Here is a 17,744-nt window from a genome sequence, read left to right as displayed (position 1 = left end):
CCTCAGGCCGTGGCCGCCGGCCACCCGGGTGCCGTCCGCCGTCCGGCACCCGGGTGGCGGACGGCTTCACCGGACTGGACCAGTGACAGATCACCGGAGCTCTGGTCCGGCGCTGTCCCGGCGCGTACCGTGATGCGGCACGAAGATCCTCTTCCCGGGGACGGCACGGGGAGCGACCGACCAGCGACAGGACCGCGTACGTGAAGATCCTCGTCAGCGCCGACATGGAGGGCGCCACCGGAGTGACCTGGCCGGCCGACGTGCTGCCCGGCACCCCGCAGTGGGAGCGGTGCCGTTCGCTCTTCACCTCCGACGTGAACGCCGCGGCCCTCGGCTTCTTCGACGGGGGCGCCGACGAGGTGCTCGTCAACGAGGCCCACTGGAGCATGCGCAATCTGCTCCTGGAACGGCTCGACGAGCGCGTCCAGATGCTCACCGGCAAGCACAAGTCCCTCTCCATGGTGGAGGGCATCCAGCACGGTGACGTCGACGCGGTGGCGTTCGTCGGCTATCACACGGGCGCCGGCACGGAGGGCGTGCTCGCCCACACCTACCTCGCCAACTCCATCACCGGGGTCTGGCTGAACGGGGTCCGTGCCAGTGAGGGCCTGCTGAACGCCCATGTCGCGGCGGAGTACGGCGTCCCCGTCATCCTGGTCACCGGCGACGACCTGACCTGCAAGGACGCAGGCGGCTACGCCCCAGAGGCGCGTACGGTCGCGGTCAAGGACCATGTCTCGCGGTACGCCGCCGTGTGCCGCACCCCCACCCGGACCGCCGCGGACATCCGGGCGGCGGCGGCCGGGGCGACGGCACTCGCCGTGCGCCACGCACCCGTGACGAGCGGTTCGTACACGGTGGAGCTGGAGTTCGACGCCGAGCATCTCGCCGCCGCCGCGACCGTCGTACCCGGCGTGGCGACGAGCGGCGAGCGGCGCGTCGCCTACACCAGCGGGACGATGTACGAAGGTATTCGCACGTTCAAGGCGGTGACGACGATCGTGTCGGCCGCCGTGGAGGAACAGTATGGCTGAGGCGAGCAACCCCGGACCGGTCGACGAGCGCGCGCTCGAGGAATCGGTGACGTTCACCTCCGAGCTGATCCGGATCGACACGACCAACCACGGCGACGGCACCTGCCGGGAACGCCCGGCCGCCGAGTACGTCGCCGAGCGGCTGGCCGCCGCCGGACTGGAGCCCGCCCTCCTGGAGCGCACGCCCGGACGGACGAACGTCGTCGCACGGATCGAGGGGACCGACCCCTCCGCCGAGGCCCTCCTCGTGCACGGTCACCTCGACGTCGTGCCCGCCGTGGCCGCCGACTGGTCCGTGCACCCGTTCTCCGGGGAGGTCCGCGACGGCGTCGTGTGGGGCCGCGGTGCCATCGACATGAAGAACATGGACGCGATGGTCCTCGCCGTCGTCCGGGCCTGGGCGCGTGCGGGCGTACGCCCGCGCCGCGACATCGTCATCGCCTACACGGCAGACGAGGAGGCCAGCGCGCACGACGGCGCGGGTTTCCTCGCGGACCGGCACCCCGGGCTCTTCGAGGGCTGCACGGAGGGCATCAGCGAGTCCGGGGCCTTCACCTTCCACGCTGGGCCGGGCATGTCGCTCTACCCCGTCGCCGCGGGCGAACGCGGGACCGGATGGCTGAAGCTGACCGCCGAGGGCAAGGCCGGCCACGGCTCCAAGGTCAACAGGGCCAACGCCGTCAGCAGGCTCGCCGCCGCCGTCGCCCGGATCGGCGCGTACGAGTGGCCGGTGAGGCTCACCCCGACGGTGCGGGCCGCGCTCACCGAGATCGCCGCACTCCACCACATCGACATCGACCCCGACAGCCCCGGATTCGACGTGGACGAGATCCTCGGCAAGCTCGGCCCGGCCGCCGCCCTGATCGAGCCGACCGTGCGCAACAGCGCCAACCCGACGATGCTGGACGCCGGTTACAAGGTCAACGTGATCCCCGGACACGCGACCGCCCGGATCGACGGACGCATGGTGCCCGGCGGGGAGCAGGAGTTCCGCGAGACCCTGGACCGTCTGACCGGCCCCGGCGTCGACTGGGAGTTCGACCACCGTGAGGTGGCACTCGAAGCCCCGGTCGACTCGCCGACCTACGCGAAGATGCGCGCGGCGATCGAGATGTTCGACCCGGACGCGCATGTCGTTCCCTACTGCATGTCGGGCGGCACGGATGCCAAGCAGTTCTCCCGCCTCGGCATCACCGGCTACGGCTACTCCCCGCTGAAGCTGCCCGCGGGCTTCGACTACCAGGCGCTGTTCCACGGCGTCGACGAGCGGGTCCCCGTCGACGCCCTGCACTTCGGCGTCCGGGTCCTGGACCACTTCCTGCGCACCGCCTGACGAAACCGCACCGCCTGACCGAAGAGGGGGGAACCGACCATGGTGTCCACAGCGGCGTACGGCACATGGCCGTCACCGATCGACGCGGCGCTCACCGCCTCGCACGACGGCCGGCCGGAATTCGTCGGCACCGTCGGTGACGAGGTGTGGTGGACGGAACCGCGCCCGGCCGAGGGGGGCCGCCGTGCTCTCGTCCGCCGCATGCCCGACGGCGCCACCCACTGCGTGCTGCCCGAGCCGTGGAACCCCCGCAGCCGTGTCATCGAGTACGGCGGGGTGCCGTGGGCCGGTGCGGCGCGCGACGAGGGCGGGCCCCTGGTCGTCTTCGTGCACTTCCCCGACCAGCGGCTGTACGCCTACGCGCCGGACGGCCCCGGGGAGCCGTGGCCGCTCACCCCCGTGTCGGAGGCCGGCGGCGGACTGCGCTGGGTGGACCCCCAGCTGCGCCTCGAACGGGACGAGGTGTGGTGCGTGCTGGAGGAGTTCACCGGTGAATCGCCCACCGATGTGCGACGGGTGATCGCCGCGGTCCCGCTGGACGGGTCGGCCGCAGACGACCGCGGCGCCGTGCGCGAACTCACCGACGACCGGAACCGGTTCGTCACCGGGCCCAGACTGTCGCACGACGGCAGCCGCGTCGCCTGGATCACGTGGGACCATCCGCGGATGCCGTGGGACGGCACCGTCGTGATGACGGCCGAGGTGACCGGCGACGGCACTTTCACCGGTGCCCGGCCCCTCGTCGGCGACATCGACGAGTCGGTCGTCCAGGTGGAGTGGGACCGGGACGGCTCACTGCTCTTCGTGTCGGACGTCGGGGGCTGGTGGGAGCTCCAGCGGATCAGGCCCGACGCGGTCGCCGGCGCGGTGGTTCCCACGAGCCGGCTCTGCACCGGCCGGAGCGAGGAGTTCGGCGGGCCGTTGTGGAAGATCGGCCTCTGCTGGTTCCGGCTCATGGACAACGGCCTGATCGCGGTCATCCACGGCCGGGGCACCACCGCGCTCGGTGTGCTCGACCCGGAGACCGGCGACCTCGTCGACGCCGTGGGCCCCTGGACCGCGTGGGCCGAGACGCTCGCCGTGCAGGACACCAGGGTCATCGGTATCGCCGCGAGCCCCCACACCTCCTACGAGGTGGTGGAGCTGGACACGGCCACGGGGCACACCCGGACCATCGGGGCGCCCCACCAGGACGCCGTCGACCCCGCCTACTGCCCCGAGCCGCTGATCCGGACCTTCACCGGACCCGGCGGCCGCGAGATCCACGCCCATGTGTACCCTCCGCGCCACCCCGGCCGCACCGGGCCCGACGGTGAGCTGCCGCCCTACGTCATCTGGGCGCACGGCGGCCCCACCGGCCGCGCCCCGCTCGTGCTCGACCTGGAGATCGCCTACTTCACCTCCCGGGGCATCGGCGTCGCCGAGGTCGACTACGGCGGCTCGACCGGTTACGGCCGCGCCTACCGCGAACGGCTCCGCGGACAGTGGGGCGTCGTCGACGTGGAGGACTGTGCGGCCGTCGCGCTGGGGCTGGCCGAGGAGGGCTCGGCCGACCGCGACCGGCTGGCCATCCGGGGCGGGAGCGCGGGGGGCTGGACCGCCGCCGCGTCCCTCACAGGGACGGATGTGTACGCCTGCGGAGCGATCAGCTACCCGATCCTGGATCTGGAGGGCTGGGCGACCGGTGAGACGCACGACTTCGAATCGCAGTACCTGGAATCGCTCGTGGGCCCGTACGCCGAGGTTCCCGAGCGCTACCGGGAGCGGTCGCCCGTCAACCGGACGGAAGGGCTCACCGCGCCGTTCCTCCTGCTGCAGGGACTCGACGACCCGATCTGCCCGCCCGTCCAGTGCGAGCGGTTCCTCGCCGCGACCGACGGACGCGGGGTCCCGCACGCCTACCTCACCTTCGAGGGTGAGGGTCATGGCTTCCGTCGTGCCGACACGGTGAGGCGCGCGCTGGAGGCCGAACTCTCCCTGTACGCGCAGACGTTCGGCATCGACCGCCCCGACGTGCCCCGGCTGGAGCTGAAGAAGTGACCCTGGAGCCTCTCGCCCGTCCGCCCCGGCTGCGGCCCGGAGCCCGGGTCGCTGTCGTCGCCCCCAGCGGCCCCGTGCCCGCCGAACGGATGGAACGCGGCCTCGAGATCCTGCGCGGATGGGACCTCGACCCCGTCGTCGCCCCCCACGCACTCGACACGCACCCGCGACTCGGCCACCTGGCCGGTACGGACGAGAACCGTGCCCGTGACCTCCAGGAAGCCTGGTGCGACCCGTCGGTGGACGCCGTGCTGTGTGCCCGGGGAGGCTACGGCGCGCACCGCATGGTCGATCTCCTGGACTGGCCCGCGATGCGGGCGGCCGGACCCAAGGTCTTCGTCGGCTACAGCGACATAACCGTGCTGCACGAGGCGTTCTCCCTCCGGGCCGGATTCTCGACGCTGCACGGCCCTATGATCGCCACCGATGTCTTCCTGAAGGACGCTGCCACGCAGGAGGCCCTGCGATCCACCCTGTTCGAGCCCGAGTCGGTGCAGACCCTGGGCCTGGACGCCGCCGCGGCGCTGGTCCCAGGCACGGCCCGGGGGATCACCTACGGCGGCTGTGCCAGCCTGCTCGCCGCGGACGCGGGCACCCCGCGCGCACGGGCCTCCGCCCTGGGTGGGCTGCTCGTGCTCGAGGACACGGGGGAGGAGCCGTACCGGCTCGACGGCATCCTCACCCGGCTGCTGCGCATCGGCGCCTTCGACGGGGCGACCGGTGTGGTCTGCGGGTCGTGGGAAGCCTGCGGGCCGTACGAAGGGGTACGGGCCGTGCTCGCGGACCGGCTCGGAGGTCTCGGTATTCCGGTGGTCGAGGAGCTGGGCTTCGGTCACGGCCCCACGGCGCTGACCGTTCCGCTCGGTGTGCCCGCGGTGCTCGACGCGCCGTCAGGCGGAGGACGGTGCACGCTCACCGCCCAGGTGCCCGCGCTGGTCTGAGCCCCGGGAGCGGCGGGCGCGGGGCGGGGTGACCTGGAGAACCCGCTCCCTTACGTTGACATCGCTATGACGTGTGTCACAACATGGGCCTGGCCCGGTACTTACCGGCCGGTAATGTGTCCTCGGTGTGGAGGCCCATGTGTTGCGTGCTGTGCCCGGATTCCGCCGTCCTCTCACCTTGCTCGCCGGGGCGGCACTCATCGCCCCGCTCGCACTGACCGGAGCCCCTTCGGCGTCCGCGGCCGACGGATACACCGTCACCTCACTGGAGTTCACCGTGGAGGCCGGTGACCGGTCCTGCACCGTGGACGCCGATCTCTACCGGCCTGCCGGTGTCGACGCGCGGCACCCGGCCCCGGCCGTCCTCGCCACCAACGGATTCGGCGGCAGCAAGAGCGACGGCTCCACCGACGTCATCGGCAGGTCCTTCGCCGGACGCGGCTACGTGAGTCTCGTCTACTCGGGCCTGGGTTTCGGCGGGTCCGGCTGTCTCATCACTCTCGACGACCCCGCGATCGACGGCGAGGCGGCCTCCGGCCTGGTCGACTTCCTCGCCGGTACACGCGCGGCCGACGACGGCACCAAGGCCGACTACGTCACCTCGGACGCACCGGGGGACCCGGTGGTCGGCATGATCGGCGGTTCGTACGGCGGGGCCATCCAGCTCGCCACCGCCTCCGCCGACCACCGCGTCGACGCACTCGTCCCGCTGATCACCTGGAACGACCTGGCGTACTCGCTCGCCCCCAACGCCACCGGAGCGTCCCGGGGCGTCTCCTCCGACACGCCCGGCGTCTTCAAGTGGCAGTGGACCAACGGCTTCTACCTGATGGGCGAGGGCCAGCCCCTGCTGGTCCCGAGCCTCGACCCGTCGCGCTTCGGCAGCCTCGGCTGTCTGCACTTCGCCGCGAAGGCGTGCGACACCATCCGGCTGCTGAACTCCGGCCGCTATCCCGCCGCCGCGACCGAGGAGATGCTGACGTACGCACGGAGCGTGTCACCGGCCTCCTACCTGACCGGCGTCACCGCGCCCACGCTGCTCGTCCAGGGCCAGGCCGACAGCCTGTTCAACCTCAACGAGGCCACAGCCACCTACCGGGCACTCGAGGCCCAGGGCACGACGACGCAGATGATCTGGCAGGCCTGGGGCCACAGCGGCGGCTCGGGGCCCGGCGAGCTCGATCTCGGCACGGGCAATCTGGAGACCAGTTACGTCGGGCAGCGCGTCCTCGCCTGGTTCGACCGCTACCTCCACCATGACGAAGGTGCCTCCACCGGACCCGAGTTCGCCTACTACCGCGACTGGGAGAGCGGCTACGGCACCGCGGCAGCGGTGCCGGGCCTGTCCCGGACGATGTACCTCTCCGGCGACGGCGCTCTCGTGGACAGCCGCTCCGAGGTCACCCGCGGCAGCCGCCAGTACACCAACTGGCTCCTGCCGACCAGCCACTCCGAGAGCTCCCTGGCCGGACTGACCGGGCTGCCCGACCCGGCCCCGTACGACACCGAGGGAACCTACCTCGGCTGGACCAGTGCCCCGCTTACCGGGCCGGTGGACGTCGTCGGGGCGCCGAAGGCCACTCTGAAGGTGGTCTCCCCGAAGACGGAACGGGTGCAGGGCAGCGGCGACGCGGCGGACAAGCTGGTGCTGTTCGCCAAGGTGTACGACGTGGCACCCGACGGGACCCAGAAGCTGGTGAACCGCCTCGTCGCTCCGGTACGCGTCCCGGATGTCACCCGCCCCTTCACCGTCGAGCTGCCCGGCATCGTCCACCGCTACGAGGCCGGTCACCGGTTGCGGTTCGTGATCGCCGGGAGCGACACGGCGTACTTCGGCAACCGGGGCATCAAGCCGGTCACCGTGGTCAGTGCCCCGCAGGACACCGGTGTCCTGGAGCTCCCCGTGATCGGCTGACGGTCACTCGTCCGGCCGCGCTCGCCGGTCCCCGGCCCCCGGACGAAGGCATCCTGGGGTCCGGGAACCGCCGTTCCCGGTCCCCGGACCCCAGGACCCCAGCGAAAGGGCCGCTCATGAGCCCCAAGGACGCATCCAGCGGTAGTGCGGGCCCGTTCAGCCCCGCCCGGATCGTCGTCACCCTCCTGGCGGTGCTGACGATCGTCTTCATCTGCGTGAACACCGCCGAGGTCACCATCCGCGTGATCATCCCCAAGGTCACGATGCCCCTCTGGGCCGCGCTGCTGGGGGTCTTCCTGGCAGGCGGGCTCTGCGGGGCCTACCTGTTCCGCAGGCGGGCCGCCCGGTAGGGGGCGGCCTCATCCTCCTCTTGCCCACCCGGTCTCCGGCGCGGCAGCCTGAAAGGTGCCGCCGGGGGTATGCGCGGGTCAAGACCCGCTACGGGCGAACCGGACGGCGGGCGGCAGAGAGGATACGAAAGTGCGGACAGTCGGTGTCGAAGAAGAGCTCCTGCTCGTCGACGCGGAGAGCGGAGACCCCCGGGCACTGTCCACTGCGGTGCTGGCTCTGGCGGAACGCCGCGCGGAGGGCGATTCCGTCTTCGAGTCCGAACTGCACGACCAGCAGCTGGAGTTCGCCACGGAGCCGCGCGGCAGGATGGAGGACCTGGCGGAGGAGATCCGTCGCTGGCGGGCGGAGGCGGCACACAGCGCGGCTGAGGCGGGGGCCGCCGTGGCGGCCCTGGCGACCTCCCCGATGCCGGTCAGCCCCTCCATCGGAGGGGACGAACGGTACCGATGGCTGGCGCAGCGGTTCGGTCTGACCGCGCAGGAGCAGCTGACCTGCGGTTGCCACGTGCACGTGTCGGTGGAGTCGGACGAAGAGGGCGTAGCCGTGCTCGACCGGGTACGGCCCTGGCTCCCGGTCCTGCTGGCGCTGAGCGCGAACTCCCCCTTCTGGCAGGGCCAGGACACCTCGTACGACAGCTACCGGAGCAGGGTGTGGGGCCGCTGGCCATCGGCGGGTCCGGTGGACCTGTTCGGCTCCGCGGAGCGCTACCACGAGCAGGTCCGGGCGCTGGTCGGCACGGGAGTCCTGCGCGACGAGGGGATGATCTACTTCGACGCACGGCTCTCGCACCGCTACCCCACGGTGGAGTTCAGAGTCGCGGACGTGTGCCTGGATCCGGCGGACACCGTGCTGCTCGCCACGCTCGCCCGCGGCCTGGTCGAGACGGCGGCGCGCGCATGGCGGGCCGGCGACCCGCCGGACCCGGTCCCGGTGACCGTGCTGCGTATGGCTGCCTGGCAGGCGGCCCGGTCGGGTATGGAGGGGCAGCTGCTCCATCCGCTCACCATGCGCCCCGAGCCGGCTGCCGACGTAGCCCAGGCCCTCCTCGCCCATGTGGGCGACGCGCTGGAGGACAGCGAGGACATCGGGCCGGCGGACAAGGCGCTGCGGGCCGTGCTGACCCGCGGGACCGGGGCCCGGGCCCAGCGGGAACTGCTCGAGGGTTCGGACAGTCTCCGGACCGTCGTGACGGAGTGCGCGGCCAGGACACGCGGGTGACTCGCGGCCACCGTCCGCCGGCGCGGACGGCGGCGACCGGTCACCCGGCAGGACGTCGGTCCGCCACCTGCGCGTCGACCACCTCGGCCAGCCGCCCCAGCATGGCGCGGTGCCGGATCTGGAGCACCGCGTCGAGGGCGACGTTGTGGAGGATGCCGCCGAGCCCCTGCAGCGGGTGCTCGTCGAGCAGGACGAGGGTCCCGTCGCCCCAGGGACGGATGTCGAACGCGATGCGCGCCGTGCCCAGGAGCCCGCTGTAGGCCTCCAGTTCGAGCCCGCCCGGACGCTCCAGGCGCCGCACGGTGGTGCGGCCCTGGAGCTCCTTCGGGCCGAGGCGCACGGTGTACTCGATCGAGGCGCCGACCTCGGGCCACTGCCCTTCCAGGAGGCGTGAGTCCTGCGTCCCCACGACCCATTTCCCGTACAGAACGGGTTGCTCCAGCACGGACCACAGGGCCGAGGGCGGGTGATTGATCAGCTGGTGGCGAATGGCCATGGACGCCTCCACGCACGGACATCAGGACGGGTGGGAAGGGCGGCGAAGTCACCAGCCATGCTACGCGGCACGGCCGGAGCCGCACGTCGGACGCGAGCCCGGGCGGGACTTCCCGGGGATCACCCGATCGGCCTAACGGGACGCCGGCCGTCCTACGGGCAGTCGCAGCGCCCCGCTGTTCCCGGCGGCCGGTAATCCGCTGGAAGTCCGGTTCACCGCGGGAGCGGACGCGCGGTAGAACGGATGGAGGAGAACATGGCGGCGAACGAACCCATCCGGACGAGCGAGGAGTGGGCGCATGCGTGCACTGACCTGGCATGGACGGCGGGATGTCCGTGTGGAGACGGTCCCCGACCCGGTCATCCAGCACCCGACGGACATCATCGTCAGGGTCACATCGAGCGGTATCTGCGGATCGGACCTGCATCTGTACGAGGTGCTGGGCCCCTACCTCACGCCGGGTGACATCCTGGGCCACGAGCCGATGGGCATCGTGGAGGAGACCGGCCGCGAGGTGACCGCCGTCAGACCCGGCGACCGCGTCGTGGTCCCGTTCAACGTCTCCTGCGGCGACTGCTTCATGTGCGATCAGGGGCTCCAGTCACAGTGCGAGACCACCCAGGTCCGGGAGTACGGGAGCGGCGCCGCACTGTTCGGATACACCAAGCTCTACGGGCAGGTGCCCGGCGGACAGGCCGAACTGCTGCGCGTCCCCTTCGGCAACACCCTGCCGGTGAAGGTCCCCGACGGGCCCCCCGACGACCGCTTCGTCTACATGTCGGACGTCCTGCCGACCGCCTGGCAGGCGGTCGAGTACGCGGCCGTGCCCCCCGGCGGCAGCCTGACGGTCCTGGGGCTCGGACCGATCGGGGACATGGCCGCGCGGATCGCCCTGCACCGCGGTGCGGGGCTGGTCATCGGAGTGGACCTGGTGTCCGACCGCCTGCAGCGGGCCACCGCGCGAGGCATCCGGACTCTGGACCTGCGCGAGTACGGCAAGAACCTGCCGGACGCGGTGCGCGACCTCACCGTCGGGCGCGGCACCGACGCGGTCATCGACGCCGTCGGAATGGAGGCGCACGGGGCGCCCGTGGCCAGGGCGGGGCAGTGGGCCGTGGGCATGCTCCCCGATCCGGCCGCGCGCGTCCTCATGGAGCGTGCGGGCATCGACCGCCTGAGCGCTCTGCTCGCCGCCGTCGACCTGGTGCGCCGGGGCGGCACGGTGTCCGTCTCCGGTGTCTACGGCGGTGCTGTGGACCCACTGCCGCTGCTCAAGATGTTCGACAAGCAGATCCAGCTGCGGATGGGGCAGGCCAACGTCAGGAACTGGGTGCCGGCCATCCTGCCGTTGCTCGTCGACGACGATCCGCTCGGTGTGGACGGCTTCGCCACCCATCACCTGCCGCTGGCCGAAGGACCGAAGGCGTACGAGACGTTCCAGAAGAAGGCCGACGGCATGGTGAAGACCCTGCTCATGCCGTGACCGTCCCCGTGTCCCGCCGGGCCGTGGTCCGGTGCGGGGAACAGGAGGAGCGATGACGAACGCACCCCGGGGCCGGCGCGTGGTGGTCACCGGCGCCACCGGGAACGTCGGGACCAGTGTCGTCCGGGCACTGGTGAAGGATCCCTCCGTCGCCTCGGTCCTCGGCCTGGCGCGACGGCGGCCGGGTCTCACCGTGCCGGGCGTGGAGTGGGGCACGGTCGATCTCGAGCACGGCGACAGTCCGCGGCGGCTGCGGGAGCACCTGGCCGGCGCCGACGCCGTGATCCACCTCGCCTGGCGCTTCCAGCCCACGCACGACCCCGTCGTCACCTGGCGGAGCAATGTGGAGGGCTCGCTGCGGGTCTTCGGCGCGGTTCGGGACGCGGGCGTCCCCGTCCTCGTCCACGCCTCGTCGGTGGGCGCCTACTCGCCGGGGCCGAAGCGGGAACCGGGGGTGGACGAGCAGTGGCCCACCCACGGGTGGCCGGATGCGGCGTACTGCCGCGAGAAGGCCTATCTCGAACGGGTCCTCGACACCTTCGAGCTGCGGAACCCGCAGACCAGGGTGGTGCGCATGCGCCCCGGGTTCCTGTTCAAGAGGACGGCCGCCAGCGAACAGCGCCGGATCTTCGGCGGCCGCTACCTGCCGGGCGTGCTGATCCGCTCCGACCTGCTGCCGTTCGTCCCCGACCTCGAGGGGCTGCGCTTCCAGGTGCTGCACACGGACGACGCGGCCGAGGCCTACCGGCTCGCGGTCGTCAACGACGTCCGGGGCGCCTTCAACCTGGCCGCGGACTCCGTGACCGACGCCCGGCAGCTCGGCGAACTGCTCGACGCCCGTGTCGTGCGCGCCCCGGCTGCGCTGGTGCGGGGAGCTCTGGCCGCCGCGTGGCGGACGCGCGCCGTGCCCGCCTCCCCGCACCTGTTCGACGCCGTGCTGCGGCTCCCCGTCATGAACAGCGACCGGGCCCGCGAAGAGCTGGGCTGGCGGCCCGCGTACTCCGCGGCAGAGGCACTGCGCGCCTTCCTCCACGGCGTCTCCCGCGGGGAGGGAGAGGACACCGCTCCGCTGGCCGGCCGGACGTGGGGATGAGCGCGTGGGGATGAGCGCGGCCCGCCCGGAGGGCCCGTCGGAAGGAGCCGGACCTGCCGCGGCGGAAGCCGTCCGGGCCGGCAGGCCGAACGGATGATCGGCCGATCGGGGAGACATCCGTCCGCCCGGCGGCAAGTATGGTCCGCATGCGCACACGTGTGGTCCTCGACGCCCCCTCGAACCTCGGGCTGCGGCCCCCCGCGCCTGGCACCGTACCCGGCTGCTACAAACTGGCGGGCGCACTCCGGGAACAGCGGATCGTGCAGCGGCTCGGGGCGCGCGAAGGCGGTGTCGTCGTACCGCCCCGCTACGACCGCGGTGACTGGCAGGAAGGCGACGGGGTCTTCAACGCCGCAGCCATCGCGCGGTACACCCGCACGCTCGCCGACCGTATCGAGGAGCACGTCAGGGCGGGCGAATTCCCCGTCGTCCTCGGCGGTGACTGTTCGATCCAGCTCGGCGCCACCCTGGCCCTGCGCCGCATCGGCCGTTACGGGCTCGCCGCGATCGACGGCTCGGCGGACTTCCGGCACCCGGGCAACAGCGACCGGATCGGCGCGGCGGGCGGCGAGGAGCTGGCCCTCTCCACCGGACGCGGGCAGGCCGATCTCACCGATCTGGAAGGGCTGGGGCCCTATCTCAAGGACGAGGACGTCCGGCTCTTCGGCATGCGTGATGACGACGAGGACCGTGCCGAGATGACCGCGTTGAAGATCTCCAACGCGACGGTGGGGGAGATCAGGGAGTGGGGGCCCGCCGAGATCGCCCGCGGAGTCGTCCAGTCCCTGGAGGTCCCCGTCCTCGACGGCTTCTGGGTCCACCTCGATGCCGACGTACTCGACCCGAGCGTGATGCCGGCCGTCGACAGCCCGGACGACGGCGGTCTCTTCCCCGGCGAACTCGCCACGCTGCTGCGCACACTCGTCAGGTCACCCCGCTGCGTGGGGCTCAACATCACCATCTACGACCCGGATCTGGACCCCGACGGCACGGCCGGCGCGCTGCTCACCGACCTGGTCGTGGACGCCTTCACCGAGTCGGGGCCCGACGCGCAGGGCCGTTGACCGTCCGGGGCGCGCGCCGGCGGCGGCGCGGGAACCGGCCGACGGTGCCACGCCCCGGCGGCGGTCATCGGCTGAACACCGTCAGGCGGGCACGTTCCGGTCGACGTACTCGAAGACCGAACCGTCGGGGTGCAGGGCGATCAGATTGCGGCCGGCCGGGGTGGGCACCGGGCCCGCGACGACCTTCGCGCCCACCCGGTTCAAGGCCGCGTGAGCCTCGTCGACGTCCTTGACCGCGATGGTCGCCGAGACCTTGCGCAGCACCTCCAGTTCCGCCTCTGGGCCGCTCATCAGCAGAAAACACCCGATCGCGGCCACCGAGACCCCGCCGCGCTCGAAGCGCAGTGCCGGTGTGCCGGTCAGGCCCTCGTAGAAGGCCACCGAGGCCTCCAGGTCGTCGACGCAGATACGCAGCGTGGTTCCCAGGATTTCCATGCCCACGAGGGTAGTTGCCGATCACGCCGGATGTGACGGTTCCCCGCCCCGCGGTCATGCCCGGCAGAGCACCTCGCCGTGGGGCACCATGAACCACGCGTCGGGCTCCTCGCCCCACGCGCGCCAGGCATCCGCGATCGCCGTCAGCTGTCCGGCACTCGCGTGGCCACCGTCCACCGCCAGCCGCGCGTACACCGACGCGGTCGTACGGTCCGCCCACAGGCCGCTCCACCAGGCGCGGTTCTCCGGGGTGGCGAAACACCAGGCGGCCGCCGTCGGGGTGATGTCGGTGAAGCCGGCCTGCCGGGCCCAGGACAGCAGACGGCGGCCGGCGTCGGGCTCGCCGCCGTTGGCGCGGGCCACCCGGCCGTACAGCTCCTGCCACTCCCGCATCCCGGGCACCTCGGGGTACCAGGTCATGGCCGCGTAGTCGCTGTCGCGGGCCGCGACGACGCCGCCGGGGCGGCAGACACGCCGCATCTCGCGCAGTGCCCGGACCGGGTCACCCACGTGCTGGAGGACCTGATGGGCGTGGACCACGTCGAAGGAGTCGTCGGGGAAGTCCAGGGAGTGGACATCCGCGGTGGTGAACTCCACGTTCTCCAGGCCGCGTCCGGCGGCGGTTTCCGCCGCGCGGTCCAGTACGTCGCGGTTCGTGTCCACCGCGGTCACACGGCCGGGCGCCACCAGCGCCGCGATGTCGGCGGTGATGGTGCCCGGCCCGCAGCCCACGTCCAGAACCGCCTGGCCGGGGCGGAGTTCGGCGATCAGGTACGCCGCCGAGTTGGCGGCGGTCCGCCATCGGTGCGAGCGCAGTACCGACTCGTGGTGGCCGTGTGTGTAGACGGCTGTTCCCTTCGGCATGGCCGTACGTCCTCCCTCGGACCTCAGTCGCAGGCGATGGAGCCACGGTACGCCGCCATGTCGGATCCTGAGATGGGCGTCTCATGATGCGGTCTGGTTACAAGGGCATCGGGCAGTACACCGTCAGTGCCTCGGGAAGCTTGTCGATCAGCAAGTCGGTCCCGGAGTGCGCGACTTCGCCGTCGTAGGCGTAGGGCGTCCCCGGCGTGAGCCCGGCGAGCCGCACCTTGCGGCGCCGTACGGCCGCGTGGACGGGCGAGCGGCTCAGGGGCCCGGCGATCGCGGCGGCGAGCAACCGGAGGCCGGGGGTGCGGCCGCCGTGCACCACGCGTACGTCCAGCAGGCCGTCCGCCAGGTTGTGCCGGCGGCCCGGAGCGGGGCCCACCCGCCGGAAGAGTCCGTTGCCCACGAAGAGCAGCCACAACGGCCTCTGCCTGCCCTGGAGTTCGGCGGTGAGGGGGCGTGAGCCGCGCAGGGCCTCGAAAGCCGCGAGCACTCCCGCGGGCCAGCCGCCGATCCTCGGCGCCCAGTGCTCCCGGGTCCGCACGAGCTCCGGATACACACCCAGGCTGAAGGCGTTGAGGAAGTAGCCGTGCGCCCCGTCCGGCCCCTTCGGGCCGGGCCGGAAGCGGCCCAGGTCGACCCGGACGGCGTCCCCCGAGGTGAGCGCCGTCACCGTGTCGTGCACGGTCTCGATCCCGAGGTCGTAGGCGAAGTGGTTGAGGGTTCCGCCGGGGAACACGGCGAGCGGGAGGCCGTGGGTCGCCGCGACGGCCGCCGCCATGTTGACGGTCCCGTCGCCCCCGCAGACGCCCAGGGCCTTGCCCTCCCGCGCCGCCTTCTCCAGGCACCCCGGCAGATCGGAGGGTGCGCACTCCACCGTCTCCGCGAGCGGCAGCGCGTCACGGATCACTGCGGCGGCCGCGGTAGCGGAGCCGGACTCCCGGTTGACCACCACCACCAGGTCCTGTCCGGCGGGCAGTGCGGGGGCCTCGGCCGGCGGCCGCCCGGGGGCGGGCAGCTGTCCGCGGGTCGGTACGACGCCCCGCAGTGCGAACGCGGCTCCTACGCCGAGCGCCGCGCCGGCCACCACATCGCTCGGATAGTGGACCCCCGTGTAGACGCGGGAGGCGGCCACGGCCGCCGCCACCGGGGCGACGACAGCGCCCCAGCTCTTGGACTCCAGGGCGACGCCCGTCGCGAAGGCCGCCGCGGACGCGGCGTGCCCCGAGGGGAAGGACGTCGTGAAGGGCTGCCTCTTCAGCTGCCTCATCACGGGGACCAGGTCCAGTATCGGGCGCTCCCGGCGCACCGCCTGCTTGCCCACGGTGTTGATCGCGGCGGAGGCGACGGCCAGCGAGGCGACCCCGCGCAGTGCCGCCCTGCGGGACCGTGCGCTGGAGCCCAGCGCCGCCATGCCCGCGGCGGCTCCGAACCACAGCAGCCCGTGGTTGGCGCTGCGGCTCAGCCGGGGCAGGACGGCGTCGGCACCGGGCCAGTGTCTCTGTGCCACGCGCTGGAACGCGGCAAGATCTCGCTGGTGGAACCGGGCCCGCCACTGGCCGGGGGAGGGGAAGCTGTTCGTCGACATGGGACAGCGAATACCCTGCGACCGGGCGGTGAACCAGGAGGCGCGCACAGCGAGCTCGGCGGAATCCTGATCGAATCGGGCGGATTGCAGGGAATTGCCCCTTCCCGGCCCGTTCCGCCGGGCCGAGGGCGTTGCCGGGACAAGTTTCCTGCGGCTAGCCTGCGTTCGTGATTCCGGTCATTGGCCGGAGTGTCGAACGAGATTGGCGGGCAATCATGGGGCGACTCGTCCCCGCGGTGACCAGGGCGCTGGATGTTCTCGAGCTCTTCCTCCAGGGGGAGGGGACCCTTTCCGCGCCCGAGGTCACCCGCAAGCTCCAACTGCCGCGGACCACCGTCCACGAACTGCTCACCACGCTCGCCGCACGGTCCTACCTGGTCACGGTCCCGGAACAGCCGGGCCGCTACCGGCTCGGCGTGCGCTCGTACCAGCTCGGCAGCCGCTACGCCGAGCAGCTCGACCTCGCGGCCGAGGGCCAGCAGGTGGCCCGGGAGGTCGCCGAGACCTGCGGCGAGACGGTCCACGTCGCGATCCTGGAGGACACCGAGGTCATCTACATCGCCAAGGTGGACTCCACGCACGCCGTCCGCATGGTCTCCGCCGCCGGCCGCAAGCTGCCCGCGCACTGCACCTCCGTCGGCAAGCTGCTGCTCGCCGCGCTCCCGGAGGCGGAGCTCGACGCCCGCCTCGACGGGCGCGAGCTCATCGCCATGACCGACAACAGCCTCACCGACGCGGCGGAGCTGCGGGCAGCCCTCGCCGTCGTCCGCAAGCGGGGCATAGCGGTGGAGCACCGGGAGTCGAACCCGGATGTGAGCTGTGTGGCCGCTCCCGTCCGCGACCGGTCCGGACGGGTCGTCGCCGCGCTCTCCATCTCCGTGCCGATGATCCGCTGGAGCGAGGAGCGCGAGGCGGAACTCGCGCAGCTCGCGGCCGGCGGCGCGGACGCGCTGTCGGGCCGGCTCGGACACCACCGGCCCCAGGCATGAGGGCGGCCCTGGAGGTGGCCGTGCGGGAGCAGGCCGAGCTGGGTGAAGGACCCACCTGGGACCACGCGGCGGGGCGGCTGATCTGGGTCGACATCCTCTCCGCCCGTGTCCACACCTACGAGCCGTCGACCGGCCGACGTACGGTCATGGCCACCGGCCAGCACGTCGGGGCGGCCAAGCCGCGGGCGGGAGGCGGCCTGGTGGTCGTCCTGCGGGACGGAGCGGGACTGTACGACGCCGACGGTTCCTTCTCGTGGCTGGTCCACGATCCGGCTCCCGGGCGGCGTGGCAACGACGCGGCCGTGGCGCCGGACGGCGCGCTCTGGGCGGGCACCATGCGCTACGACGAGGCCGAGGGCGGAGGCACCCTGTCCCGGATCGCGCCGGACGGCACGGTGAGCCGCGTCCTGGACACGGTCACGGTCAGCAACGGCACCGGATGGAGCCCCGACGGCCGGCTCATGTACTACACCGACACCCCCACCCGGCGTATCGACGTCTTCGACGTGGACGGGGAGCGCGTCCTGAACCGGCGCCCCTTCGCCGCCGTCGAGAGCGGTTCCGGGTGGCCCGACGGGCTGACCGTGGACGCCGACGGCTGTGTGTGGGTCGCCCTCTGGGACGGTTCGGCGATCCGGCGCCACACCCCCGACGGCCGGCTGGACCGGGTCGTGGAGCTGCCGGTCCCGCGTCCCACGGCGTGCGCGTTCGGCGGTCCCGGTCTGCGCGACCTGTACGTGTCCACCGCGCGGACGGGTCTGGAGGCGCCGCACCCTCTGTCGGGCTCCCTGCTCGTGCTGCCCGACGCGGGACAGGGGCTGCCGGGGACCCCGTTCGCCGGGTGAGCGGGCACGGGCCGAAGAGCGTATTTCTGCCGGCGTCCGGAGCCCGTGCGCG

At 72.4% G+C, this 17,744-nt stretch carries 16 protein-coding genes; 12 read left to right on the top strand and 4 right to left on the bottom strand.

The annotated features are described in order from the left end of the window. Positions 1-200: 200 nt before the first annotated feature. From OO67_RS25685 to OO67_RS25655, 7 genes are all read left to right on the top strand, one after another. Positions 201-1,034: a M55 family metallopeptidase gene (locus tag OO67_RS25685; protein WP_033303818.1), complete on the top strand. Its 834-nt coding sequence runs from the start codon at positions 201-203 to the stop codon at positions 1,032-1,034. Further along, complete coding sequence (locus OO67_RS25680; RefSeq protein ID WP_033303815.1) at positions 1,027-2,367, top strand: M20/M25/M40 family metallo-hydrolase; 1,341 nt, start codon at positions 1,027-1,029, stop codon at positions 2,365-2,367. Before OO67_RS25685 ends, OO67_RS25680 begins: the two co-directional genes overlap by 8 nt. Positions 2,368-2,406: 39 nt before the next feature. Further along, positions 2,407-4,407, top strand: a complete 2,001-nt coding sequence (locus OO67_RS25675; protein WP_033303813.1) for a S9 family peptidase — start codon at positions 2,407-2,409, stop codon at positions 4,405-4,407. Next, positions 4,404-5,348: a S66 peptidase family protein gene (locus OO67_RS25670; protein ID WP_033303811.1), complete on the top strand. Its 945-nt coding sequence runs from the start codon at positions 4,404-4,406 to the stop codon at positions 5,346-5,348. The genes OO67_RS25675 and OO67_RS25670 overlap by 4 nt, the downstream gene beginning before the upstream one ends. 139 nt (positions 5,349-5,487) lie before the next feature. Continuing rightward, entirely contained in the window at positions 5,488-7,263 is a 1,776-nt protein-coding gene (locus tag OO67_RS25665) for a CocE/NonD family hydrolase (RefSeq protein WP_033303809.1), read from the top strand. Between the two features lie 116 nt (positions 7,264-7,379). After that, on the top strand, positions 7,380-7,613 hold the full coding sequence (locus OO67_RS25660; RefSeq protein ID WP_033303808.1) for a LapA family protein: 234 nt from the start codon (positions 7,380-7,382) through the stop codon (positions 7,611-7,613). Between the two features lie 130 nt (positions 7,614-7,743). Further along, positions 7,744-8,832, top strand: coding sequence for a glutamate--cysteine ligase 2 (locus OO67_RS25655; RefSeq protein WP_033303806.1), 1,089 nt, complete (start codon positions 7,744-7,746; stop codon positions 8,830-8,832). A gap of 40 nt (positions 8,833-8,872) precedes the next feature. Here OO67_RS25655 and OO67_RS25650 read toward each other — a convergent pair whose 3' ends face one another. After that, positions 8,873-9,328: an SRPBCC family protein gene (locus OO67_RS25650; RefSeq protein WP_033303805.1), complete on the bottom strand. Its 456-nt coding sequence runs from the start codon at positions 9,326-9,328 to the stop codon at positions 8,873-8,875. 298 nt (positions 9,329-9,626) lie between these two features. On the opposite strand from OO67_RS25650, the gene OO67_RS25645 reads away from it, so the two are divergent. The 3 genes from OO67_RS25645 to OO67_RS25635 all read left to right on the top strand — a co-directional run bounded on the left by OO67_RS25645 (position 9,627) and on the right by OO67_RS25635 (position 12,968). Then, the gene (locus OO67_RS25645) at positions 9,627-10,811 is read left to right on the top strand and encodes an alcohol dehydrogenase catalytic domain-containing protein (RefSeq protein WP_033303803.1); all 1,185 of its coding nucleotides are present in this window, start codon (positions 9,627-9,629) and stop codon (positions 10,809-10,811) included. A 52-nt stretch (positions 10,812-10,863) separates the two neighbouring features. After that, entirely contained in the window at positions 10,864-11,904 is a 1,041-nt protein-coding gene (locus OO67_RS25640; protein ID WP_033303802.1) for an NAD-dependent epimerase/dehydratase family protein, read from the top strand. 146 nt (positions 11,905-12,050) lie between these two features. Continuing rightward, positions 12,051-12,968 (top strand): arginase family protein, encoded by a 918-nt coding sequence (locus tag OO67_RS25635; protein ID WP_033303964.1) that lies wholly within the window; start codon positions 12,051-12,053, stop codon positions 12,966-12,968. Between the two features lie 81 nt (positions 12,969-13,049). Here OO67_RS25635 and OO67_RS25630 read toward each other — a convergent pair whose 3' ends face one another. The 3 genes from OO67_RS25630 to OO67_RS25620 all read right to left on the bottom strand — a co-directional run bounded on the left by OO67_RS25630 (position 13,050) and on the right by OO67_RS25620 (position 15,858). After that, entirely contained in the window at positions 13,050-13,403 is a 354-nt protein-coding gene (locus OO67_RS25630) for a VOC family protein (RefSeq protein WP_033303801.1), read from the bottom strand. Positions 13,404-13,457: 54 nt separating this feature from the next. Beyond that, complete coding sequence (locus OO67_RS25625) at positions 13,458-14,267, bottom strand: methyltransferase domain-containing protein (protein ID WP_033303800.1); 810 nt, start codon at positions 14,265-14,267, stop codon at positions 13,458-13,460. Between the two features lie 97 nt (positions 14,268-14,364). Beyond that, positions 14,365-15,858, bottom strand: coding sequence for a bifunctional phosphatase PAP2/diacylglycerol kinase family protein (locus OO67_RS25620; RefSeq protein WP_033303798.1), 1,494 nt, complete (start codon positions 15,856-15,858; stop codon positions 14,365-14,367). Between the two features lie 215 nt (positions 15,859-16,073). On the opposite strand from OO67_RS25620, the gene OO67_RS25615 reads away from it, so the two are divergent. Together OO67_RS25615 and OO67_RS25610 are read left to right on the top strand one after the other, a co-directional pair. Further along, the gene (locus tag OO67_RS25615) at positions 16,074-16,847 is read left to right on the top strand and encodes an IclR family transcriptional regulator (protein WP_033303797.1); all 774 of its coding nucleotides are present in this window, start codon (positions 16,074-16,076) and stop codon (positions 16,845-16,847) included. After that, a complete protein-coding gene (locus OO67_RS25610; protein WP_033303796.1) occupies positions 16,844-17,692 on the top strand; it encodes an SMP-30/gluconolactonase/LRE family protein in 849 nt (282 codons plus the stop codon). Before OO67_RS25615 ends, OO67_RS25610 begins: the two co-directional genes overlap by 4 nt. The last annotated feature ends 52 nt before the right edge of the window (positions 17,693-17,744 follow it).

This window comes from Streptomyces atroolivaceus (assembly GCF_000717025.1).
GTDB lineage: Bacteria > Actinomycetota > Actinomycetes > Streptomycetales > Streptomycetaceae > Streptomyces > Streptomyces atroolivaceus.
The sequence above is the reverse complement of the archived record's forward strand: the minus strand, read 5'-3'. Positions and strand labels throughout refer to the sequence as shown.